Origin of the sequence: Oceanobacillus indicireducens (assembly GCF_014647195.1) — a bacterium.
Lineage (GTDB): Bacteria > Bacillota > Bacilli > Bacillales > Amphibacillaceae > Oceanobacillus > Oceanobacillus indicireducens.
The window spans coordinates 68879-92599 of sequence record NZ_BMOS01000006.1; the positions used below are offsets into that span (position 1 = coordinate 68879).

The 23721-nt window shown below is 38.4% G+C and carries 27 protein-coding genes; 6 read left to right on the forward strand and 21 right to left on the reverse strand.

All coding sequences use genetic code 11. The features are described 5' to 3' along the window. Positions 1-2 precede the first annotated feature (2 nt). The 6 genes from IEX94_RS05650 to IEX94_RS05675 all read right to left on the reverse strand — a co-directional run bounded on the left by IEX94_RS05650 (position 3) and on the right by IEX94_RS05675 (position 4973). Positions 3-272: a DUF485 domain-containing protein gene (locus IEX94_RS05650; protein ID WP_188856396.1), complete on the reverse strand. Its 270-nt coding sequence runs from the start codon at positions 270-272 to the stop codon at positions 3-5. Positions 273-416: 144 nt separating this feature from the next. Continuing rightward, positions 417-1718, reverse strand: coding sequence for a globin-coupled sensor protein (locus IEX94_RS05655; protein WP_188856397.1), 1302 nt, complete (start codon positions 1716-1718; stop codon positions 417-419). 134 nt (positions 1719-1852) lie between these two features. Continuing rightward, positions 1853-2422: a 5' nucleotidase, NT5C type gene (locus tag IEX94_RS05660; RefSeq protein ID WP_188856398.1), complete on the reverse strand. Its 570-nt coding sequence runs from the start codon at positions 2420-2422 to the stop codon at positions 1853-1855. 11 nt (positions 2423-2433) lie between these two features. Beyond that, on the reverse strand, positions 2434-3528 hold the full coding sequence (gene ribD, locus IEX94_RS05665; protein WP_188856399.1) for a bifunctional diaminohydroxyphosphoribosylaminopyrimidine deaminase/5-amino-6-(5-phosphoribosylamino)uracil reductase RibD: 1095 nt from the start codon (positions 3526-3528) through the stop codon (positions 2434-2436). Then, on the reverse strand, positions 3521-4276 hold the full coding sequence (locus IEX94_RS05670) for a GTP cyclohydrolase II (protein ID WP_188856400.1): 756 nt from the start codon (positions 4274-4276) through the stop codon (positions 3521-3523). Before IEX94_RS05670 ends, ribD begins: the two co-directional genes overlap by 8 nt. A 109-nt stretch (positions 4277-4385) precedes the next feature. Next, positions 4386-4973: a TetR/AcrR family transcriptional regulator gene (locus IEX94_RS05675; RefSeq protein ID WP_188856464.1), complete on the reverse strand. Its 588-nt coding sequence runs from the start codon at positions 4971-4973 to the stop codon at positions 4386-4388. A 158-nt stretch (positions 4974-5131) separates the two neighbouring features. Between IEX94_RS05675 and IEX94_RS05680 the strand changes: the two genes are divergently transcribed. Continuing rightward, positions 5132-6040, forward strand: coding sequence for an ABC transporter ATP-binding protein (locus tag IEX94_RS05680; RefSeq protein ID WP_188856401.1), 909 nt, complete (start codon positions 5132-5134; stop codon positions 6038-6040). Next, complete coding sequence (locus IEX94_RS05685; protein WP_188856402.1) at positions 6040-7641, forward strand: ABC transporter permease; 1602 nt, start codon at positions 6040-6042, stop codon at positions 7639-7641. Before IEX94_RS05680 ends, IEX94_RS05685 begins: the two co-directional genes overlap by 1 nt. A 490-nt stretch (positions 7642-8131) precedes the next feature. Here the strand turns inward: IEX94_RS05685 and IEX94_RS05690 are convergent, their stop codons facing one another. After that, positions 8132-8719, reverse strand: a complete 588-nt coding sequence (locus tag IEX94_RS05690; RefSeq protein WP_308425584.1) for an NUDIX hydrolase — start codon at positions 8717-8719, stop codon at positions 8132-8134. After that, positions 8712-9236, reverse strand: coding sequence for a hypothetical protein (locus tag IEX94_RS05695; protein WP_188856403.1), 525 nt, complete (start codon positions 9234-9236; stop codon positions 8712-8714). Before IEX94_RS05695 ends, IEX94_RS05690 begins: the two co-directional genes overlap by 8 nt. Positions 9237-9437: 201 nt before the next feature. Here IEX94_RS05695 and IEX94_RS05700 point away from each other — a divergent pair, with 201 nt between their 5' ends. Together IEX94_RS05700 and IEX94_RS05705 are read left to right on the forward strand one after the other, a co-directional pair. Continuing rightward, positions 9438-9773 carry an ArsR/SmtB family transcription factor gene (locus IEX94_RS05700; protein ID WP_188856404.1) on the forward strand — a complete coding sequence of 112 codons (336 nt, stop codon included), beginning with the start codon at positions 9438-9440 and terminating at the stop codon, positions 9771-9773. A 17-nt stretch (positions 9774-9790) separates the two neighbouring features. Next, on the forward strand, positions 9791-10744 hold the full coding sequence (locus IEX94_RS05705) for a cation diffusion facilitator family transporter (protein ID WP_188856405.1): 954 nt from the start codon (positions 9791-9793) through the stop codon (positions 10742-10744). 331 nt (positions 10745-11075) lie between these two features. Here IEX94_RS05705 and IEX94_RS05710 read toward each other — a convergent pair whose 3' ends face one another. Genes IEX94_RS05710 through IEX94_RS05720 form a run of 3 tightly spaced genes read right to left on the reverse strand, consistent with a single transcriptional unit; the run spans position 11076 to position 12924 of the window. Then, the gene (locus tag IEX94_RS05710; protein ID WP_188856406.1) at positions 11076-11684 is read right to left on the reverse strand and encodes an ABC-2 transporter permease; all 609 of its coding nucleotides are present in this window, start codon (positions 11682-11684) and stop codon (positions 11076-11078) included. Then, positions 11665-12546 carry an ABC transporter ATP-binding protein gene (locus tag IEX94_RS05715; RefSeq protein WP_188856407.1) on the reverse strand — a complete coding sequence of 294 codons (882 nt, stop codon included), beginning with the start codon at positions 12544-12546 and terminating at the stop codon, positions 11665-11667. The genes IEX94_RS05710 and IEX94_RS05715 overlap by 20 nt, the downstream gene beginning before the upstream one ends. After that, positions 12547-12924: a GntR family transcriptional regulator gene (locus tag IEX94_RS05720; RefSeq protein ID WP_188856408.1), complete on the reverse strand. Its 378-nt coding sequence runs from the start codon at positions 12922-12924 to the stop codon at positions 12547-12549. Between the two features lie 205 nt (positions 12925-13129). Between IEX94_RS05720 and IEX94_RS05725 the strand changes: the two genes are divergently transcribed. After that, positions 13130-14974, forward strand: coding sequence for a monovalent cation:proton antiporter family protein (locus IEX94_RS05725; RefSeq protein ID WP_188856409.1), 1845 nt, complete (start codon positions 13130-13132; stop codon positions 14972-14974). A 574-nt stretch (positions 14975-15548) separates the two neighbouring features. Here IEX94_RS05725 and IEX94_RS05730 read toward each other — a convergent pair. The 4 genes from IEX94_RS05730 to IEX94_RS05745 form a co-directional block, all read right to left on the reverse strand. Next, complete coding sequence (locus IEX94_RS05730) at positions 15549-16103, reverse strand: GNAT family N-acetyltransferase (protein WP_188856410.1); 555 nt, start codon at positions 16101-16103, stop codon at positions 15549-15551. 122 nt (positions 16104-16225) lie between these two features. Further along, on the reverse strand, positions 16226-16579 hold the full coding sequence (locus tag IEX94_RS05735) for a VOC family protein (protein ID WP_188856411.1): 354 nt from the start codon (positions 16577-16579) through the stop codon (positions 16226-16228). Positions 16580-16811: 232 nt separating this feature from the next. Further along, positions 16812-17231, reverse strand: a complete 420-nt coding sequence (locus IEX94_RS05740; protein ID WP_188856412.1) for a GNAT family N-acetyltransferase — start codon at positions 17229-17231, stop codon at positions 16812-16814. A 3-nt stretch (positions 17232-17234) separates the two neighbouring features. Then, positions 17235-17744: a GrpB family protein gene (locus IEX94_RS05745; protein WP_188856413.1), complete on the reverse strand. Its 510-nt coding sequence runs from the start codon at positions 17742-17744 to the stop codon at positions 17235-17237. Positions 17745-18250: 506 nt separating this feature from the next. Here IEX94_RS05745 and IEX94_RS05750 point away from each other — a divergent pair. Then, positions 18251-18667, forward strand: coding sequence for a DUF1259 domain-containing protein (locus IEX94_RS05750; protein ID WP_156856669.1), 417 nt, complete (start codon positions 18251-18253; stop codon positions 18665-18667). A gap of 237 nt (positions 18668-18904) precedes the next feature. On the opposite strand, the gene IEX94_RS05755 is transcribed toward IEX94_RS05750, so the two are convergent. The 6 genes from IEX94_RS05755 to IEX94_RS05780 form a co-directional block, all read right to left on the reverse strand. Further along, positions 18905-19357 (reverse strand): GNAT family N-acetyltransferase, encoded by a 453-nt coding sequence (locus tag IEX94_RS05755; RefSeq protein WP_188856466.1) that lies wholly within the window; start codon positions 19355-19357, stop codon positions 18905-18907. Positions 19358-19447: 90 nt separating this feature from the next. Continuing rightward, on the reverse strand, positions 19448-20518 hold the full coding sequence (locus tag IEX94_RS05760) for a serine hydrolase (protein WP_188856414.1): 1071 nt from the start codon (positions 20516-20518) through the stop codon (positions 19448-19450). Between the two features lie 161 nt (positions 20519-20679). Further along, complete coding sequence (locus IEX94_RS05765; protein ID WP_188856415.1) at positions 20680-21405, reverse strand: class I SAM-dependent methyltransferase; 726 nt, start codon at positions 21403-21405, stop codon at positions 20680-20682. Continuing rightward, on the reverse strand, positions 21398-21982 hold the full coding sequence (locus IEX94_RS05770) for a nucleotidyltransferase family protein (RefSeq protein WP_188856416.1): 585 nt from the start codon (positions 21980-21982) through the stop codon (positions 21398-21400). The genes IEX94_RS05765 and IEX94_RS05770 overlap by 8 nt, the downstream gene beginning before the upstream one ends. Before the next feature lie 96 nt (positions 21983-22078). Then, the gene (locus tag IEX94_RS05775) at positions 22079-22585 is read right to left on the reverse strand and encodes a GNAT family N-acetyltransferase (RefSeq protein WP_188856417.1); all 507 of its coding nucleotides are present in this window, start codon (positions 22583-22585) and stop codon (positions 22079-22081) included. A gap of 156 nt (positions 22586-22741) precedes the next feature. Then, positions 22742-23674 (reverse strand): nucleoside hydrolase, encoded by a 933-nt coding sequence (locus tag IEX94_RS05780; protein WP_188856467.1) that lies wholly within the window; start codon positions 23672-23674, stop codon positions 22742-22744. Between the last annotated feature and the right edge of the window lie 47 nt (positions 23675-23721).

The window sequence follows — 23721 nt, forward strand, 5'->3', positions numbered from 1 at the left end:
CGTCACTCCTCTTGTATCATTTGCTCGGTCTGTTCATCTAATTTTTTTGCCTTTAGATGATACAACCATCCAAGCAGCCAAATCATAATAATCTGCAGGAATGCGTAAACCCAAGCCCACGTCACCCCGGGAATAAAGCTTGTTCGATTCATCGTATCAGGGAAAAGAATAAGTGATACAGGGAGTAAAAAGTAAAAAATAAAAGCAAAAGTAATCGCTATGATAACAAATCGGCGCTTCTCCCGTAAAATTTTCTCGTACGTTTCCTCCATCACCCTCCCCCCATTTCACTTAGTAAAAATCTGTAAATTTCTTTAATTATGAATATATATGAAGAAACTCAACTTGTAAAGTGAAAAGTTTGCATAAATTAATCAAAAGAAAAGTCTGGCATTTTCCATGTCAGACTTTCTTTTTCATCCATCTAATTTTGTTGTTAATGAATTTAATGAATCCGCTGAAGCAGCAACTTCTTCAAAAGATTCTCCTAGTACACTCATACTCTCACAAAATAACTGAATCTCATCTGCCATCTTATTATTTTGCGTATCGGTATCATTCATTGTTCGGACGATTTCCTCAAAATGAATTTCCGTATCCTTAGAATAACTATTCCCGATCTGCACGTCTCGACGAATCGTATCTAAAGTTAACGTCAAATAATTAACTTGCTCCGTTGTATTTTTAATTAACGAGGCAACATTCACAACCGCGTCCTTCGTTTGATCGGACAACTTACGCACCTCTTCCGCAACAACCGCAAAGCCGCGACCTGATTCCCCTGCCCTTGCCGCCTCAATGCTTGCATTAAGGGATAGCAAATTCGTCTGCTCGGCCACCCCGGATACAAGATTGATTATCTCTTGCATTTGCTGCATAATCTTCTCCAGTTCTTCCGCGTCTGTACGGATTCCTTCAACCGACGCAGTGATACTGTTCATTTTTTCCGTGAATCGGTTCAATTCCTGCTTACCCGACTCTGCTTTACTTTTTGCCGATTCAGATAAGGAAGAGCCACGTTTCGCCAAAGCAACCATTCCATCCGATTGGGCAATTAATTCTTCCATTGTTGCATTCGTTTGTAGGGAAACCGCTGCTAAACTTTCTGATGTTCCGGTAATTTCCACTTGGATGTTCTGTTTCTCCGCAGCAATTGTCTGCTTGATGCGATCTATCTCTTCTTCATATGCTTCAAGAACGAGCTGTTCTTCCAAATTAATAATTTTACTGGCTGCCCTGAAAGCAAGAAATGATTCTTCCCGGTCAGGCACATGCTCTTCAATAATATTAATCAGTGAATTTAAAATATCTTGGAATGCCGCCAAATACCATTTCGCTTCTAAACCAATTTTGACATGAACATGGGCAACAATATAACGCTTTTTAATATATTCTGCATCGATTTCACCTGTGAACATCTCGACAATATGACGTCTTAGCGTCTGCTTTAACCTTTCGATAGAACTATATTCGTTAATAATATGAATTAACGATGCCTCTTTTTCTAGATTTGAATAGAATCGATCGATAATTAGTCCGATATTTTCCATCACGTATGGCTGCAATGTATGTAGAATTTGTAAATCTTCAACGGTTAGCCCGATCATCTTGACTTGATGATCCAGTGCACTACCCGATTTTACTTCTAAGGTAACATGATGGGGGTCTTTATTAAAAATGAGCTCTCTCGTCTTTTCTTTTTTTCGTTGTTTGAACATCCTTGCTCTCCTCCAAACTTATCTATGTAACTATCCTACTACAGGAAGCCGTACTTTCCAATACAATATAGGAATTATTACTCTGTTTATATATCGTTTCCTATGAAAAAAACGGGCACATGAATCTATTTCATTCATGTACCCATTTTTATCATGGATTTAAAATCATCCCAATCGATAAGTCGTTCCATTTCCAATTCCTTGTTATAGGATTGATCTTTAACGATTAATTGGGTTGGCGTGTGAAGTAACGTATTGAGGACAGCCGGTTTATCATCTACATAATAATCCAGCCCAAGCTCTTCGATGATTTTTATTTTTTCCTCATCTTGCATCCCATAGAAAAAACGATCGTCCGTAATTGGGAACCCTTTTTCCTTCATCCATTCCCTCGTCCGGATGCCGTGTTCTTTCGGTCTTGCCGTTATATAATAGATTTCATGGCCTTCCTCGGCTAAATCTAGTAACGTTTCTCTCGCTCCGGGAAAAGCGGGACAATCGGTATAATAAATTTCTTCTAAAGAACGATTCCACATTTCTTTTCCTTCTGCGTCCGTTAGTCCAAACGGCTCGTGGATTTCCACCCGGTCAATCCCTTTAAAAGTTTCCAAGGATAAGTCTTGTTTAAGCCGTTTTGTATAGATACGAAAAGCATGTTCCCGCAAATTAATTAATGTATCATCAATGTCGAAACCAAATTTCATCTCGTAATCCCTCAATCTGTATAGGTTGGATAACCAATATATTTCAAATCTTTTCCAACTGGAATAAATGCTGCATCATTTAATTCGACCGCATCTTTCATAAGCTTCACTCCAGTCCCTTCCAGAAAGGTTGGGGCATCCTTCCCACCAACAAGCTTAGGAGCAATATAGAGAACGACCTTATCAATTAATTGATTCTCAAGAAACGATGCATGAATATTACCGCCACCTTCAATCATGACCGAGGAAATCCCTTCTTCGCCTAGCCGTTCGACAACTTCATGCGGATCAACCGTATTTTCACGGTTTGTAACAAAAACACGCACACCCGCCCGCTCTAATTCTTTTTTCTTCGTTCCATCATGGGCACGACTTGTGAAAATCCACGTCTCCGCTTCATTATCTGTCACAAGCTGATAATCGAGAGGAATTTTTAACGTTGAATCAAGAACAATTCGAACAGGATTTCTGCCATTCGGAATTCTTGTAGTAAGCGCAGGATTATCTTCTAACACGGTATTGATTCCTACCAAGATTCCCATATTTTCGTTACGTAGATGATGAACATCAACCCTCGCCTCTTCTGAAGTGATCCATTTACTGTCAAGCTTATGGGTTGCGACTTTACCGTCCAGCGTAATTCCTGCTTTCAATGTTAGAAATGGTTTCTTTTCAACAATAAATTTATTGAAAACTTCATTCATCTGCCTCGCTTCTTTTTCCCTAACGTCTGTAATCACTTCGACTCCAGCGTCCTTTAAGATTTTCACACCACTTCCAGAAACAACCGGGTTTGGGTCAAGGGTTGCGATAACTGCTTTTTTAATCCCGGCTTGCACGATTGCTTCAGCGCAAGGACCTGTTCTTCCGTGGTGGGAACAGGGTTCAAGTGTGACGTAAATCGTACCTCCACGTGCAAGCTCCCCAGCCATCCGTAATGCGTGAATCTCCGCATGCGGTTCTCCCGCTTTCAAATGGGTGCCGACTCCGACAATCCGGTTGTCATTTACAATGACGGACCCAACGAGTGGATTCGGATCAGTCTGCCCTTTCATCGCCCGGGCATTTGTGAGGGCAAGGTCCATATAAAATTCATGATTAGTCATTTGGACAAGTTCCCTCCGCTTTCATATGGCCGGATTTTTCAATTTTCGTTTTTAAATATTTCTGGTTATATTCTGATACGTCTCCCCATAACGCTGTTCTACCAGCAACATGCATACCGGAATTCCGGAGTGCTTCCAGTTTTTCGGGATTATTCGTAATCAATGTGACTGGCTTCGTGCGTAAGTTTTTCAGCACTGTAATCGCGTCATCATAATTCCTGAGATCATTATCAAATCCTAAACTTTCATTTGCTTCGACTGTGTCAAAACCATTTTCCTGAAGTACGTAAGCCATTGCTTTACTGAATAAACCAATTCCACGACCTTCATGGTTCGCAAGGTAGAAAAGTGCACCCGCGCCATGCTCCTTGATCCGCTTCATTGACTCTTTCAATTGGAAACCACAGTCACAGCGTTTACTTCCGAAAATATCCCCTGTATGACAAATCGAATGCAGACGAATGAGCGCATCGTCCGCTTCTTTAAAGTCACCGTATACAAGAACGCTCGATTGCTGATATTCAGCAAGGTTTGCTGAGGCGAGATGGTCAATGATTTTTTCATAATCCTCTGTCACCTCATCATAATTCAGCCAAGAGTACCACTGGAAAACAACTGTTTCTCCGTATAAATTTACTGGAAGCTGGATGGGACCGACCAAATAGATCGCCTGATCCTGCTTTTTAATCAATTGTATTTTATCTTTTAAAAGCGCAAAGGCTTTGGATTCCACTTTCACATCTGCCATATTCCGTATCTCCTTTCACTTACTTATCCTAGTATAGTGAAATAATTATCGAGCTTCAATTTATCTTTCTCGGAAATAGGAATTTTTATCACGTATGACAGCTAGGCTACTAGTCCATCCCTTTTCCAGATATACCGTAGAAGAATAATTTTGTTAGATCCTCTGTAAGCGGAAGGAGTGATGGCCCTACATCTTCCCGCCGCATATAATCAGCAAACATTTGAATGTATAAAAGAATCGCCTCATCGGAAATCGACTTATCGATATACCCTTGTTCCTTCCCCTCCGCAAACAGTTCCAGAAACCGAGGTAGTGCCGTTTCTGTATAGAACTTCATGATATAACTATCCTTTTTCATATAATCTTTCATAAAATAATCGAAAAACTCTTCATTAATTTGATTTGCAACTAATGATTTATCAAAAATTATCGTTTTAACCTTTTCCGGAAAAGGAATGTCACGATTTAAAAGCACCACATATTCTTCCCATATTTGGTGGATATAATATCGAAACACTTCTTGGATTAAATTATCTTTGCTCTCGAAGTAATTATAAATCGTCACCTGGGACACGCCTGCTTCTTTAGCAATCCCAGCAACGGAAATTTTACTTATTCCATGTTCCAAAAACAATGATAAGGCCGCTTCTATTATATTATTCATTTTTATTTGCTTTCTTCTTTCAAAGCCATTCATCGCTTTCACCTCTTTCATTAGTTTAATAAAAGTTATGAAATATAACAAATAAAATAGTTCAAATCTATTGCATGCTACATGGTTTTTCTATATTATGAACTATGAGAGGTGAAATATTTCAAAACTTTTTTTTATAAACCTGAGAGAGGATGAGCGCAATGTCGATAGTTGAAGTGAAGAATCTCCATAAGAAATTCGGGAACTTTCAAGCGCTGGACGGAGTCAATTTGGCATTGAATCAAGGGGAAATATATGGTTTCATCGGACCGAATGGTGCTGGGAAATCCACTACCATTCGAATTTTGCTCGGGATTTTGAAAGCATCAGAAGGAAAAGCAACGATATTCGGAAAAGATGCCTGGCACGATGCAGTGGAAATTCATAAACGACTCGCCTATGTTCCTGGTGATGTGAACCTTTGGCCGAATTTGACCGGTGGTGAGGTGATTGACTTATTAATTGGATTAAGGGGTGGGAATAATAAGCATAAACGGGAAGAACTACTGGAACGATTCGCCCTTGATCCATCGAAAAAGTGCCGCACGTATTCAAAGGGTAACCGTCAAAAGGTAGCTTTAGTCGCAGCTTTTGCATCAGATCCCGAACTGTTTATTTTTGATGAACCGACTTCTGGACTGGACCCGTTAATGGAACAAGTCTTCCAGGAATATGTTCAAGCTGCAAAGAACGCAGGAAAAACGGTTCTGCTCTCTAGTCATATATTATCGGAAGTGGAGAAGCTTTGTGACAGAGTCGGGATTATCCGGCAAGGTAAAATTATTGAGTCAGGTACATTAAGTGAGATGCGACATTTAACCCGGACGAATCTTTTAGTGGAAACGAAAGAACCTATCCCCGCAATCGATGAATGGAAAGGTATCCACAATGTGCAAAAGGATGGGCAAACGCTGGACTTTCAAGTAGATTCAGAAGAGCTCGATGCGGTCATCCGGTATGTAAGTCAATACGGAATTGTAAAATTGGAAAGTGCACCTCCGACATTAGAGGATTTATTTATGCGTCATTATGAGCATAAGCAAGAAACGACTGAAGGAGGGAATTCCTGATGTTTCGGTCTGCATCAGATAATATCGGTTCCCTAATTACATTCACCTTAAGAAAAGACCGGGTTCGAATTCCCCTCTGGCTCATTGGTATTATCTTTTTTACTATATTGATTCCTCTCGCGCTGGATGACATGTTTCCAACACAAGATGAACGGGATGTAATGGCTGAAACGTTGGCGAATCCGGCAGTGACGGCGATGGTTGGACCTGGAGATATTGAGAATTATACAATTGGTGCGATGACGACGCATAATATGTTGCTGTTTACAGCCGTTGTCGTTGGGCTCATGAGTATCTTACTCGTTATCCGTCATACGCGGACGGAAGAGGAAGATGGGCTTTCCGAATTGCTTCTTGCACTTCCTGTCGGTAGGTTGGCGAACTTGAATGCTACTCTTTTTGTTTTAACTGTAACAAATATTGTGCTTGCTCTCGTTTCAGGGTTTAGCTTATACGCTTTAGGATTGGAAAGTATGGATTTGGAAGGCTCCTTGCTGTACGGGGTTGCTTTAGGAAGTACAGGACTCTTTTTCACAGGTGTAGCGGCAGTATTCGCTCAAGTTTCGGAAAGTTCACGCGGAGCTACTGGGTTATCAATTGCCGTATTGCTGCTTGCTTATTTCATTCGCGCGATTGGTGACGTGAGTAATGAAACAATATCCCTCTTTTCACCGCTCGGACTCGTTACACAGACGAAAGCTTATTCAGCGAACGAATGGTGGCCAGTGCTCTTTCTTGTCGGATTTTCTGCTTTATTATTTTTACTTGCGAATTATTTAAATGCAATCCGTGACTGGGGAGCCGCCTTTCTCCACGCTCGGGCTGGAAGAACTCATGCAACTCGTTTTCTCCAGTCCCCGATTGGACTTTTCTTCCGCACACAGCGCACAGCTTTTATTTCCTGGGCAATAAGTATGCTTGTTCTAGGCATCTCTTACGGTTCTGTGATGGGGGATTTGGAGTCATTCTTTCAAGGTAATGAACTATTGGAACAAATGCTTATTGCTGAAGAAGGTTACTCCTTAACCGAACAATTTATCCCCGCCTTAATGCTTGTGATGGGAATACTTGCTACTGTTCCTCCGATTATGGCAATGAATAAATTGATTGGTGAAGAAAAGAAAAATCGAATCGAGTCGATTCTCGCCGCTCCAGTATCTCGTGGAAAACTCTTGGCGAGCAACTTGATTATTGCTGCGTTTAATGGATTTGTCATGATTTCCTTATCAGGCATCGGACTTTGGCTTGCTGCTGAGGCTGTAATGGAGGATAGTTTTTCTTTCGGAACGATTTACGGGGCTTCCCTCGTATTTTACCCGGCGATGCTAGTCATGATTGGAGCTGCTCTGTTTTTAATTGGCGTGGCACCAAGATTTACCGGATTGATCTGGGTATATGTCGTGTTTTCATTCATCACTAATTATCTCGGCGGACTGCTTGACTTACCGGAATGGATAGAGAAACTCTCCCCATTCGGTCATATCCCAGCTCTACCAGTAGAAAAAATGGAATGGACACCAATCGTATTACTAATTTCAGTTGCTGCCATCTTAATAATTCTAGGATTTATTGGCTATCGAAAAAGAGATATAGAAGGATAATCGACTCAAGTCCGGGACAGTGGGGTCAGAGCAAATGTCCCAGTTTTTTGGGATAGTTGTTCCGACCTTTTGTCGTTTTAGGGTGGGTTCGGTTTAGTTCGGATACTCGAAGGTTTGTTAATTACCGAAAGAGCTAGGAAGTCAATTGTTCAGAGGGTTAGAGAGTCTCTTATCAACCGAACGAAAGGAAAACTAATTGTTCGAGGGATTAGAGTGTTTTTCATCAACCGAATGAGCGGAAAAATTAATCGTTCGAGGGTTTAAAGGGCCTCTTATCAACCAATGAAGCGGAAAATTTTTATATTTAGATGATTAGATAGCTTGTAAACCGCTGAACGATTGGAAAACTTGGCTATTCGAGGGATTAGATAGCCTATAAGCTTCTGCATGGGTCGAAAATTACAAAGATGAAGACACTGATAGTTCCCCCCATACCAAAACAACGAATCGGGATTTGGATGATGAGGAGGGGAACTAACCCTCTGCACTCTTATTGTCGAATGCAGCCATATTTCCCGCGCATTTCAAAAAGCAAATGTATCATACCTTCATAATATGGAACAAACTCACCGCTCCTAATCATCTCAATAATTTCTTCTCTTGTTGCCCATTTTACATCTTTAACTTCTTCCTCCTGTAGCTTTACATCTTCCAACTTAATTTCCTTTTCAACTAAATAAATATCATCAAAACCACGTTCGAAATTAATAGTAAAATGCGGTCTTAGTTCCTCTAAATTCAGATTAATTCCAAGTTCTTCTTCCAATTCTCTTTCTGCTGCCGCTTGACTGCTATCCCCTTTTATCGCACTGCCACCAGCGGTAATATCCCATTTATCCGGCCACCCTATTTTGAATGGTTGTCGCTGCTGGATCAACATTTCCCCTGCCGAATTGAAGATACAAACATGGACAACCAAATGATAATCCCCTTCTTCAAAAGCTTCTCCACGTACTATAAGTTTATCTTTTTTGATGCGATCTCGATTATATACATCCCAAAGTTCCATTTGCAGATCCACTCCCCAATTTCTATTGCTATTTGAAATTAACAACGTCTTCAAATTAAAATCAATCATACCCGCCTACTGCTTCTGGTAAATCTTTATATGTATCCTTTCTCTTCACTATATCAAAAATATAATTTCTCAATTCAAATAACTCACTTGCATCAGCAGTTAAATCACAGTAAGCACCAGATACGGAATGGTGTATTGTCTCCCCGTTAACCCTGATGTTCCACTCGTCTTCTTCGTGCGGTTGTTGGTAACATATTTCCCCATCAACAGGCTCTGGTATCAATTTTTTCTCTTCTACTATATGAACGTCTTTCATTTTCTCGTAAATTTGCTGCATTTCTTTCTCTGTCAAAGTGATGCTCGTCGTAATCGTTCCATTCTCAATTAAGTCTTTCGTTACAGTATCTTCAAATGTATTAATCTCGTTCTTTTTATCAAAACCAAACTGAACCGCAAAACCAAAGTCATCCGGCATTTTTTCTGGCATACTTGTAGTGGTTACGTTAGGTTCTTCATTTGTATCACTACAACCGACTATTCCAATAACGAGTACCATTAGTAAAAGAAACTTCTTCACTTTTCCATTCCTCCCTTCTGGTTATTCTTCGTAAACTGGGACATTTACTCTGACCCCATGTCCCACTTAAATCATAGCACAGGTTGATTGGGTTTTATGATTTGTTTCTTGACATTTAATATGTTTTGTCATAAGTTATATATATGAGCATGTGTTCATGTATTGATGTAAGACAATAATATAGATAGAGGAGTTGTGGTGGTGGTGGATGAGCGAAAACGGGAACAGGTATTTACAGAAGACGGGCAACATTTGGATGAAGAGACGTTATTCGTTGTCTCGCAAATATTCAAAGCTTTGAGTGATCCAACCCGAATTCGGATTTTAAATTTGCTATGTACAGGGGAACATTCCGTGAACGCTATTGCAGAGACATTAAACCTCAGTCAGTCGAGTGTTTCCCATCAGTTACGATTCTTAAAAAATTTACGATTGGTTAAATATAGAAGAGAAGGGAGAACCTTATATTATTCTGAAGATGACGATCATGTCATGAATTTATTGAAACAGGCGATCGAGCATGCTCTACATCATTGATTGAGGAGGAATTTGAAATGGGATACGATCATGTACATGATCATTCGCATGGTGCAAATAAAAAAGTTTTAAAAATAAGTTTTATCATCATTTCCCTCTATATGATAGTGGAAGCGATAGGTGGATTCCTTACCAATAGTCTTGCCCTCTTGGCAGATGCTGGCCACATGTTAAGTGACGCCATCTCACTCGGTATCGCCCTGCTCGCTTTTACACTCAGTGATAAAGCTGCCAACTATAGTAAAACATATGGATATAAACGATTTGAAATTTTAGCAGCTGTGCTGAACGGGATTACGCTAATCATCATTGCCGGCTATATTTTCTATGAAGCAATTGGACGTTTCCAAAATCCGCCGGAGGTTGCTTCAACCGGCATGTTAGTCATTGCGATTATTGGTCTGTTCATTAATATTCTTGTCGCTTGGATTATGTTTCGCGGTGGAGATGTGGATGATAACTTGAATATGCGCGGAGCATACCTCCATGTCATCAGTGATATGCTTGGTTCAATCGGTGCGATTATTGCTGCCCTGCTTATCATTTTCTTCAACTGGGGTTGGGCGGACCCTCTCGCAAGTGTTATTGTCGCTGCACTCGTCCTCCGTAGTGGCTACTTTGTTGCAAAATCGGGACTCCATGTGCTGATGGAAGGAACCCCAGATAATGTTGATATGGAGAAGGTCGTGGAAACTATTCAACATACGGATGGTGTTCAAGGTGTCCATGACTTGCATGTCTGGTCGATTACGAGCGGATTAAATGCCCTTTCCTGCCACGCGGTTGTTGATGATGATATGTCTATCGCAGAAAGTGAAACATTACTCCGACAGATTGAACATGAATTGGAACAGCAAAATATTCACCATATGACGATTCAACTAGAAACGACTGCACATTTACACGACAATTCGATTCTTTGCAGGATGCAGCCGGAATCACCCGGACATCACGATCATCACCACCATTAAATAGGAAGTCCTTTACCTAAGGACTTCCTTTGTTCATATAAGAAACTATAAAATAAAAATGCTGTGATAACTTAGATATCCTGGGCTAGCCACGTCCGGCTCCAGCGCCCAGCAACTAGCAGATCTTTTGGTGGGGCGAGCAGTGCGCAGTCCCAAACTTCACACTCCTTCAATCGATAAGTCAACATCAACTCAGAACTAAAGGAGGGCCGCTTAAATACGGGCTAAAGCCCAACAGCGGCATACCCCTAAAGGGGCATGTTTCCTTTATCTCATTCCGGAGTGCTCCAGTTTGTACGTTGCTAAACGGGCGCTTCCGCTTTTGTTCATCTTAAAATACTTTTCTATTATATAACCAAATCGAGAGCAGCCACGAAAGGAAATACAGAACTGCCGCTGATAAAATTACAATCAATTGCAAGAAAATATCATCTAAACCAATAATCGTTTGAACAAAGCCCCTTATCCGATCATTCAAGTCAGGAATGAATGTACTAACCGTAAATAAATAGAGGACAAGCAGGACAAGTGATGCATTGACGATGTATTGAATTTTAAAGACATAGGCAAACGGGAATGCAAATGAAGTGAAAAAAATGACTACACTCGTAACTAGAATAATTTGCTCCCACTGGATGAATTCTTGATGAATAATCCAGTTCCCGGCTAGAATGGTAAGTAGAATTAAAGTTGTGAAAATGAGTGCACCGATGTACTTCGAGCTGACAATTTCCTTCCTCGTATATGGTAAAGCATTCCATAGTATATTGGAGGATGATTTTTCATCCTTGGAAAACACATCCATAATAATGACTATACAAAACACAATACCTACCCACGTTACAGACAATCCACTAAATAAGTAAATGAACAATGCAGGTAGCAAGGTGAATAAAGCATTCTTCTGTAACCGGATATCTTTAAGAATAAGATTCCACATACGCTTCCCTCTCCTTCTTCGTATACAGCATAATATCTTCCAATGTCGGCTTTTCCAAAATGGCCGTATCACCAAATAGTTCCGCTGTGTGCTCTTTATTTGCCGTTAATGCTTCAAAACCATAATCAGATTTACGAATTCCGATAAATTCTCTTTCTGTATCACGATCCAGGAGCTCTAGCTCACCTTTGACAATTGCATACTCTTCCTCAATTTTATAATATTCCTTGGAGAAAATATGCTGCCCCTGATGGATAAATGTTATGTAATCCGCGATGCGATCCAGATCCGTCGTAATATGTGTCGAGAAGAAAATCGTCCGCTCTCCGTCCTGAATAAGGTCATGAAGAATATCTAACAGTTCTCTCCGAAAAGTCGGATCCAGCCCAGACGTTGGTTCATCCATAATGATCAACTCAGCATGATGGGACAATGCAATCGCTAAGGAAGCCTTCATCATCATCCCTTTTGAAAATGTTTTTATCTTTTTCTTTAACGGTAAGGCAAACTTCTCTATATATTGATTGAATACTTTATCGTCCCAGTTCACATAGGCTCGTTTTATCATATTTTTCATTTCCAGCAATGTACTATTTTCATAGAAAATGTTGTTATCAAATACAAAACCGATACGCTGTTTTATTTCTTTCTCATGATTTTTATAATCCAGTCCGAAGAGTGAAATGTCACCCCGATCAGGTTGCAACAAATTCATGATCAGCTTAATCGTTGTCGACTTCCCTGCCCCGTTACCGCCAATAAAACCAGTAATGAAACCTTTCTTCACTGTCATCGATAGGTTCTCCAATTTAAACCCTTCAAAAGCCTTGGTCACCTTGTTTAATTCAATTACATTCTCCATTTATGTATCCTCCTTATATAACAACGAAAGCAGCTCGTTTAATTCTGCCAATTCTATTCCTATCTCCTTACTGTTTTGAACTGCAGCCGATAATTGCTCTTCAATAACTTTCCTTTTCCGTTCAAGAATCATTTCATTATTTTGCTCAGATATAAAGGAACCTTTTCCAACGACGGAATAAATAAAACCATTTTTTTCAAGTTCTTCATATGCCCGCTTTGTTGTAATCACACTTACATCCAGCTCCCTTGCCAACTTCCGCATGGACGGCAATGGTTGACCCGCTTGCAATTCACCCGTCAAGATCTGCTTCTTGATCTGTGTATAAATTTGCCCATAAATAGGCTCCTTAGAATGATTTGAAATAATGATGCGCATGCTAATACCTCTTATCGTCATAGTGTATATGTAGTATATATACATTATACATGCAGTTGATTAAATTTCAAGGTGAATTTACTTATAAAAAAATGTATGTAGATAATATTAGACAAAAGAACAATTCTGTTGTTTAATTATGCTTTACAACTTAGCTAACTCCATGTTATATTGACAATTATTTTCAAAAAGGGGGATTTATCAGATGGAACATGGTGCAACTTCAATTGTATCTCTCATGATCGTTACGGGTGTTGCGTTTTTCATTCCAATTTTGCTCGAACGATTAAAATTAAAAGCGATACCGATTGTGGTAGCAGAGATTATTGCTGGGATCATCATTGGTAAGAGCGGTTTGAATCTTATCGATGTCGATAATGCATGGCTCACCTTGCTATCCAGTTTAGGTCTAATATATTTGATGTTTTTAAGTGGTTTGGAAATTGACTTTAACTCCTTCCGCGTGAAGAAAGGAAATAACTCTGGGAAATCGAAGGAAATTAACCCATTCCTCGTCTCAAGTATTATTTTTGCCTTAATGTTAGCTCTCGCTTACGGGTTCTCTCTAGTGCTCGTATCATTTGGAATGATTGATGATCCGTATTTCATGACGATTATCTTATCAACCATTTCTCTAGGAGTTGTCGTACCTGTATTAAAAGAAAGGAAAGTACTGAATACGAAATTAGGGCAAACCGTATTGCTCATCGCAGTCATATCTGACTTTGCCACGATGATTTTATTTGCTTATTATTTAGCTGTAAAAGATGGAGACACGACGATTGTCTGGTGGATCATCCTGCTCGTCGCTCTTGTATTCCTGCTTTATTTCTTATTGAACTTTTACCGGAAGAAAACGAACATGGCAGTGGTTGAAGCATTAAAAAGAGGAACAGCGCAAATCGGTACTCGCGGTATCTTTGCATTAATCCTTTTGTTCGTAGCTTTATCAGAAACAATGGGAGTCGAAAATATCCTAGGCGCTTTCTTGGCTGGGGTTGTTGTGTCCTTACTTTCTCCAGATAGAGAATTCGTCCATCAGCTGGACAGTTTCGGCTATGGATTCCTGATCCCTATCTTCTTTGTTATGGTAGGGGTGGATTTTGATTTCGGTTCTTTACTGGAAAATCGCAGTATCTTGCTGTTGATTCCTGTTGTGTTGGTCTTTCTCTTTTTAACACGTAATCTGCCGACATTACTTCTCAAGCGATGGTTTTCTTGGAATGAGGTATTCAGTTCAGGGATGCTGCTTACGTCTACCCTAAGCCTTGCAATTGTAGCGGCTACCGTGTCACTGCAAATGGGAATCATCTCGGAAGGTATGAACAGTGCGATTGTACTAGTTGCTATCTTGACGTGTTTCACTTCACCGATATTGTATGCAAGAATGTCGCCTGAAGTGGAAGAAAAAGAAAGAAGCTTAGCTATTATTGGAGCTAACCGTGCCGCACTCCGAGCGAGCCTCAACTTTCAAAAGAGTAATTATAAGGTAACCATCTTCTCGGAGAAACAAGGGAAATTAAAATCTGAATCAGATAATGAATTTCCAATTGTTGAAGTGAACAACATGACGCTGGAGAAGTTAATCGAATTGGATATCTTTGAATCCTTCGATGGTATAATTGTTGCAACGAGTAATGATAATTTTAACGTGGAGATTACTAATTACGCGATTGCAATTGGCTATGAAAACATCATTACCCGGATTGAAGAACCGACATTGAACAAACAATATACGGATATGGGTATGGCGATTTATTCGAATGCCTACGCTGGAGAAATGGTGTTAAAAGCGATGGTGCATAGTCCAAGTCTTGTCCGTCTATTAACGGATAATGATGAGATTATTAGAGAATTTGTTTTAGATGGAATGAGATATGATCGGATACCGCTCCGCAAGCTGCCATTCTTGGGAGATACGCTTATCCTGTCCATTTATCGTGGAGAACGAGCGATTACACCAAATGGAGATACGATTTTACAACAAGGTGACCGTTTAATTATTAGTGGCAGCGAAGAATCGATGGAAAAAGTAGCGGAATATTTATAAAAAAGGTTTACACCTTTGGCGTGATGAAGATGCAGTGCGCATACTTTATCACGCCATTTCTAGATAACAAATTGTTTATAGAAGGTTTCGTGCTAAAGAACCCATCCCAAGACTTCAATTGAGTCAATACGGGAGTTAATCTTTAATCGCTCGAATGAGAAGTATTCTAATCGTCTGAATGAGATAGATTTGAATGCGTTGGGGAGATTAGAGGTATTCTAATCAACTGAATGAAATAGATTTGAGTGCGTTCGGATGATTAAAGCTGTTCTAATCAACTGAATGAGATAGATTTGAATGCGTTCGGATGATTAAAGCTGTTCTAATCAACTGAATGAGATAGATTTGAATGCGTTCGGATGATTAAAGCTGTTCTAATCAACTGAATGAGATAGATCTGAGTGCGTTCAAGAAATTAGGATGATCAGGGGGAGGTTCTAATCACCATTTAAGCTTCGTTCAGGCAGAGAGGTCCTAACAACATTTGCAAATTTGAGAATGAACATATGGGGAATAGAATGTATCTTACTTAGGTGAGGCAAAGTTTCCCCTATTCTATCAGAAATCAATGGTCTCAAGTACTTTTTAAGTACCAATCAAGAAATGCAGCTTTTTCTATTACGTTTAATAGGCAAGGTTCATTTACCTGTTGCACCAATTTCTTATATTCATCAGGAAATTCAGATTGTGCGTCTATTTTTACATAAGGAAGCTTTTCCTGTGCTTTTCGAGAGCGTATATTAGTTAACTTGGCACCGGCGAAGACATATTCCATGTTAAGATCTGTGAAAGCAGTATATAGAATATCTTTTTTGGCCAGCTCATTATATCCTTTTCCCCAATAGGGATGGCCGATCCAAGTTCCGATGTGACAGGTCTTCTTCTCATTATCTATTTCTTTTAAGGTTATTACCCCGATTAACTCATCGTTTTCATTCAAGATTACTCTCGAATACAGCTTATCTAATCGTTCACTTTCTAGGACAAACTCGATAAATTCAAGTGTTCCGTCTATCGATGTCTGATCATCCGTCAATCCTAGAGGTTCTCTCACCTGTGGAGCTGAAGAGAGTGAAGATATTAATTTTGCATATTTTTTATCATGAGGTACTAATGCTACCTTTCTCATTTGTAACCCTCCAACATAGAATTTTTAATTTTATAAAGAAGATTGTTGCTTTAACTTTTCAATCTCTGTATCAACAATTGAGAGGTCATTTTCTTTCTAGTATATGACTCGTTTGCATACTATTAACATTTGCAAACCATTAAAATATTCCCGTCGGGGTCTTTGAAATTAAAATAATGATTATGTTCGATTTCTGAAATTAAATTAACTCCTTTATTGCTTATAAAATGAAATGCTTTCTCAATATCTTTTGTATTGAAATGGAATGCTGGGGTTTTAAAAGTTCTATCTTCTGAATAAATCTTGCTATCTAATACAATTCCTGTCCCTTCCATGGGTATAACGTAGAGATGACCAAATTGAACTTCCCCTTCTGTTTTTAATCCTAAAATGTCGCAGTACCAATCTCTCGCTTTTTGAATGTTGCTTACTGGGATAAATACTGTTCCGATTTGTTTTAAGATAGGATTTTCCATCAAGACACTCCTCTAATTTTATGTGCTTATTTAATATTCTACGTAATTAGCATGAAATCCTAGTTTCTAGAGATAAAACTGCAGCCTAATTCAATCTAACTATTTTTACCTACCAGCAGTATGATAGTTTCAGCACGATCGCTATATAATCAGTAACGTTTAAAACAATACAATAAAGCGATCGAATAGGACCACCTACTTTAACAATTGCAGATATAGCTGCCGGTAAATCCTAATTAGTCCACTTATAATAAACAAATCTCAAACTTTCTCCATTCATTTCAAACGTTTCATCACTCGTTGCTATATGCTTAAACCCATTTTTCTCCAAAACTCTTTGCGAGGCGATATTGTCAGTAGTTGTCTTCGCTAAAATTTCTTTAATCTCCTGCTTATTAATCGTTGTTAATAACAAATTTACCGATTTATTAGCGATACCTTTGCCAATATATGATTCCCCTACTCTATAACCGATATGACCTGTACCTTGACTTTTATCAACATTTACTAGGTTTATTCTTCCCAAAATAAGGCCATCTTCATTCTTTATTAAGTAAAAATAGGATAAACCTTTAGATTGTTCATCCAACAAGGCTTTATTCTTTTTCGTGAAATTCTCAAAGATGTAGTATTCATCCCCACCTAATGCCATCTTCTAACTTTCCAAATACCAACGAAGAGCTTTTTGTTCCATCTCATTTACGAATTTCTTTTTTGCTGGACTATAACGACTTGTCGTATCGTAACGTTGAGCCAACTTTTCTTTGAAACGACTGTATTTAGCTACCTCTTGTGGATGAGCCCTCAAATAATCTCGAAAAATTAAATGTCTAGCAATTTCAGGGTTATCAAATTGATAGAAATGAATATGATGGGTTCTGTTATCCCCACCTTTACGAAATAACCTTCTTCCTTTAATTCCCCATTCCCCAGCAACGTCATATCCTAAAGAATTCATTTGCTCATTGAAAAAGTCAACCTTTTCTATGGATTTAACGATACACATCATGTCGATTACAGGCTTTGCCTTCATCCCCCGTACTGCTGTACTCCCAAAATGCTCACATTTTATTATCAAGTCGCCAAATACTGTTGTAAGAAACGCTGCCTCTGTCTGAAACACGCAAGACCAATCTTCACTATAGTCAGTAAGTCGAACTTTCACGTTATTGTATCCCACCTTTTTATTTTCAGTTTATAAGGATGATCATCATTTCTTGTTCAACTAAGAACTATACACTTTCAATTTGTAACTTAATTGTATCAAACTTCTTTATGAATTATCGGAATTTATCCCAAACGATCATTCTTCATTATAAATTATCGAACTTAATTTCATTGCTGTCCGGCATCCATCTTATGATAACGCAGGGATGATAGGCCAAGGAATAGGGATCTAAAATGTATTGCTAGTTATACCAGCAATTAACTGATAATTCGAGCCCGTTTGTTAAATACATATATCCTCCAACTACAACTTACATTATTTAATAAAAATATACAGACCTCTTCTAACAAACTTACTTCTTCCACCACCTATTAATAATAGTGATGTAGAAGTCGTTAAAAGCAAAGAATAAAAGGGGGGTTTGCTCTGGATGACTCGTCTATACCTATCTAACATCTCCGAATACACTATTTAATGAGAATGAAAAAGAAGGAGGGATTTATATGTATAGAAGAGAAAATGATAAGGAATCCAAATCAAAATCAACTTGTCAAAGACTTGCAAATATTATTGGCGGTGAGGTTATTCAAGCGCAACCTGTTTGTGTGGTAATGCGTCTTCGAGATGATATCAGAGCGACTATTTTAGGCCGCCGCACGCGTTCTCCACTAGCCCTACCTTTCATGTTATCCTTTGAAAATAATGGTTTAAATCTAGGTGAAACTGTAATCCTTCAAAAGGAAGTAAATCCTATGATTCGAGCATTACAAAGAAGGGGGATTATCGTAACTGCATTTCATAACCACTGGTTGTTTGAAGAGCCGAGGTTAATGTATTTGCATTGGGAGAATGTCGGAATGAATCCATTCGAATTTGCGAAGAATAGCTTTGCAGCCGCAAAAGAAGCAGGACTTTTTTAATAAGCGAGCCATTGTGTTATCACAATGGCTTTATTTCTGTTCATTCATTCCTCTTTATTTAGATATTAATCTAACTTTAGCATTATATTGGTTTGTATCTGGAGCATCTGCATTTATTGTTAACAATTGTACTTAATATTCTACCCTGTAGATAAATAAGAAACATGTTTTTTAAAGAACACTGATTCCCCTATTTATTAATCCTCCCCCAGCAGCCATCATTTCTAGAAAACAATTTTATAAATCCATAGACAACCGAATCATATCTCGGCATTGAATACCATTTTCAATAATTTCCTCATCATAATGTCTAATGAAAAAATCTATATCTACACCAATAATTCTAAATCCACATTTTTGATAAAGTGCAAGCTGCCCGATACTTGAATTTCCAGTACCTACTTCCATTGTTTTGTAACCTTTTTCTTTGGCAGTTCGAATAGCATCCATTACCAATGTTTTCCCAAAACCCTTACCATGAAATTCTTCTGCAACCGCAACATTCACCAATTCCACAGTTTCCGGTCTGGTCGGAAGTATTACATATACTCCAATAACGCGATTATCACTTTCTCCAATGAAACATTCTCCTTTTTCCAAATACGCTTCCACTATTTCTCGAGAGGGATCCGCTAGCAATAACAAATCAATAGGTGGGTTTTCGTCTTTATTTAACAACCTGATATTCATCTTAAATCTCCTTTTGCAAAACTTCAAAATGCGAAATCCTATATCATTTGCTATTCCTTTTAAATCTATAAATATATTTTCCAACATAAATTAACGAAGCGATTCTTTTACTTTTTCCCTAAAATCAGCATCTAGCGCCGTACTGATAACAAAATCATTGAATATATTTCTTATCCAGTAGAGCTCACCACCCGTATCGTCCTTTATAAAAAGAGATACAGCGATAGTATTACCATAAAATTTTCTGTATAAAGCAGATGTTAAAACAAACATGGTCGCTCCGCCTTTGTACCAAAAGTAGGCATCCTCTTCACTTTTGATGTTCTTACCAATCACTATTTCACTAAATAAATCTTTTTCCTTTTCGCTAAGTAGATTTCCTCCTAATTCGTACATAAAATCAGCATATTCTCTTGTGGTTGAGGAAGGCATCTTTTTAGTTATTGCGAGTTGTGTCTTATGGTCCAACATTTTCAACATGTTTTCTTTAAGATCGTTGCACCCATCTGTCGTCATTTTTTCAAATAATTCTTTCGACAACTCCTGGTATTTATGTATTGCCATTGATTCTAATTGTTGCCTAGCTATCTTTTTCTTATCTGACAAATAACGCGGCATTAAAATTGGTGGAGTTAAATAGGTTATTTGATCATGGCTGTCCAGTTGGAGAGCATCTAAACTATTGTTAATTGTATCTATTCCTATTTTGTTTATGAGGAAATCTGTGCATGCGTTAGAACTAAACTGCATCATTCCCTTTGCTACTTCCATTAGAGAAACATCGGCGGGATTATTTATAGACTTTTTCCACCTGGGATGAGCATCTCCATCCGTATTTGGGAGATAGAATTTATCAAGCTCATCTAATTCCACTTTATCATTAATTGAAAATCTCTTATTTGTTACAGCCTTTACAAAATTAAACGCTATTAGTACTTTTAACGTACTAGCTAACGGAAATTTCTGATTAGAATTTATAGTTAATGTGTCTATACCATCTTCCTTAATCGTAATAGACAGCCTATCTTTATGCTTCTTAAAGTAATTTAATAAATCATGCTTGTCTTTCCTTAAATTGCGTTTATTAATTGCTATTCCAGATATGATAAAAAGAATGAATAAAATTAGCAATACCACTAAAACAATAATAAAAGTTTTCATTTTCACCAACCTTTGAGCTACTTACTTACCCTTTTTTCCTGCCCCTGCCAAAAATGCAGGTAAGAAACTTTTCAGCTTCACCACTTATTCCCCCATTAAATGAATCATTACCACCTATTTCCAATAGTACTTTCCATTTTTCCCCTCTAATCGCCTGTATCTCACTTATCTAGATCACCCTTTTTTGAAATAGCTTTTACAATAAGAAAATGTGGATGAGTCATGAGATAATGATAAGCCTCTTCCTTCACTTTCTTCATCAATTCATCCGGCTTCGGTTCAATCAACTTTTCTAGATTGAAGTATTCAGTCGTTTCATTCACGATATCTTGCATAGACCGCCGATAAAAGATCACATCAATTGTAATATTTGGTTTATACCAGGTTTCTGATAGAAGTTGCTTTTTAAAGTAATCATCGCATTCGTACCGGGTAAAATCCATAAATGGATGATGAACAGAAAATAGCAAAGTTCCACCACTTTTTAAAATGCGATTGAATTCCTGGAAGGTGTTCGTCCACTCTTTTATGTAATGAAGCGTCAGTGAGCTTACGATAACATCAAAAGAATTATCATTAAACGGAAGAGGTTCTTCAAGATCATGACAGAGGAATGTTGCTTTATCCCCTATTCGATGCTGTGCTGCTTTTATCATGTTGGGGCTCAGGTCTATACCGGTAACTTCCGCTCCACCAGCCAAAAGTTGCGAAGAGTACCAGCCAGCTGAACAACCGGCATCCAGTACCTTTTTTCCTTTTAATTGGCAGGGCAATGCAGCCATCATGGCAGGGCGTTCATAATATACATTGTAAGGACTACCCCAGTCCGTATCGTGCTGATAAGCGTCGGCTAGTTTATTATAAATTTCTCTTATTGGATTACTCATTTAATTTCCCCCCTTCAGCAGGATAAATTTTTAATTTCTGCCAGGTTACCTGCCAATTCTTTTTCATAACACGTTCTTCATAGATTTTTACCCGTTGCTTATCATTTTTAAAATGGGGTGTAGGTTTTACCTCTAAATGAACAACATCTGTAATATCCCATGGGGCAGTTAATACTAGATTACCATTCCCGTCTAATTTCACCCCAAGAGCTGTTGCTGTTTCTGGAAACTTAGAAATAGCATCAACAGATGATGTATATGGCGGCATTTTACTATGTATATGCATTCTTGCTTGATTCTTCACAGACCAGGGTATATTTGGCATAAGACGTCTAAGCTTTTCCTCATATATCTTCTCTTCCATTTCCGTACTATTTAAAGGATCGAAATAAATTACATCAATATCTGATAAGGGTGTTCGATCATCAAAATGATGTAAGGTATCCCATATTTTTGAACGAATAAAGCCAGCACAAATCCACCAATCCGGAAGATTCAGTGAACTTGTTAAACGTAATAACTCCATCATCCATTGATCTTCCCTTATCAAGGATATAATATCTTTTTTATCTTTCATGATAAAACTCCCCTATATGTTCTTTTCGTTAAAACAAACCTCAAGAATCTCTAAAATGAACAACTTTAATTTATGCTGCCAAATAATTGAAATGAATTATAATTCCTTCCCCATTATCACATAAGCTTGTTTCGAGTTACCTGGAAAAAAAGGTTCTTTAATATCCTTCCAGCCCAATGACTTATATAATGTGCGAGCAGGATGATTATCAACTTGTGTTGTTAAAATAGCTGTCTTATTTTCAACTGCTTCGACTAGTTTTGTAGCTAACAATCTTGCAAACCCCCGGTTTCTATAAGATGGATGAATTGCTAATTCAACAAATTCAAAACAATCTTTTAGCCACCGTTGATATTCCAGAGCATTTAATTCCTCAGCCAGCAAATTATGATAGAATTGTGTAGGCAATGAGGTGTATCCATACGAAAAACCTATCATACTTCCTTCATTTGACAAAATAGCAAGTCCTCTAAAACCGCTATAGGAGCTATGTTTTTGAATCCGTTCTTCTATGGAATGGTCATTATCTTTCCAAATCTCTTCGTAAAGTGTTGCTGCCTGCTGAAATTGTTCGTCATTGGTTAATCCCATTATTTTTACCATCCGAATTCCCCCCGAAGTATATTCGAGCAATATACCGCATTAATTATGATTTAATATTAACATAATTCTTCCAACATAATTGCACAAAAAAAGACAATCAACAAATGATTGCTTCCGATCCTTCACGCATATTCTCTTTCTTAAACAAAACACAATTCACTCCGGCAACATTACCTTATTAAATTGCTCCACAAACGCTGCATAATCAAGACTCACTGCAATCCTTGTCTTTCCTCTTTTACTCGTCGGCCGGTAATCAATATACGACATCCCCTTTACTTCATCGCAGCGAGCGACATGCACATCGTAATATATGTAATCACAGAGGGAGGGATGATTAATAATCATGACGGTGAGCAGATCGTGCACTGGTGCACCTTGAATACCTGGCATCAACTTTTGATAAAAATCATAGTAATATTCAAAAACAGGGACAATCAGCGCAGCATAATATTGTTTCTCATTCTTAGATACAGCTTGAACCATTTCTTCTGTAATAACGGCAAATTGTGTTGCATTTAAAGGCGTGATTGTTAAATTGTGTGCAGACTTGACGACAAAATCAGAAGAATTCGGATCGCCATAGAAGTTAGCTTCAGCGAGCGCTGTGGCGTTCCCCGGCATAAAAAATGCCCCGCCCATTACATAATAGGAATGAACCAATTTTGCATGTTCCGGGAATAAAATAAATATTGTAGCGAGCGCTGTTGATCGCCCTGTATCAACAAGAATAAGTTCATTTTTATATTTTTCTATGATAAACCTGATTGTATCAAATGGGTACGTTTGATATTGCAACGGATGTGGCGGCTGGATTGGACCAATTCCTTTTCCATGAATTTCGGGATAAAATGCTAAATAATCATCCTCCATCGGTTGGGAAACTCCAGGAATAATCGGGATATCCGTTCTCCCAGCAAGTTGCATTAGATAGGCTGCATTAGCCGTTGCTTGCTCTTTCGGTACATTCCCGTAACTTGTTACAATACCGACAATTTCAATCTCGGGATCCATCATCATATACATAATTGCAAACGAATCATCTATTCCAGGATCACAAAATAGCAGAATTTTTTTCGCGATAAAAATCCCCCCCTCTATATATGTATATCCCGGAATTTACAAATCATGTTAGG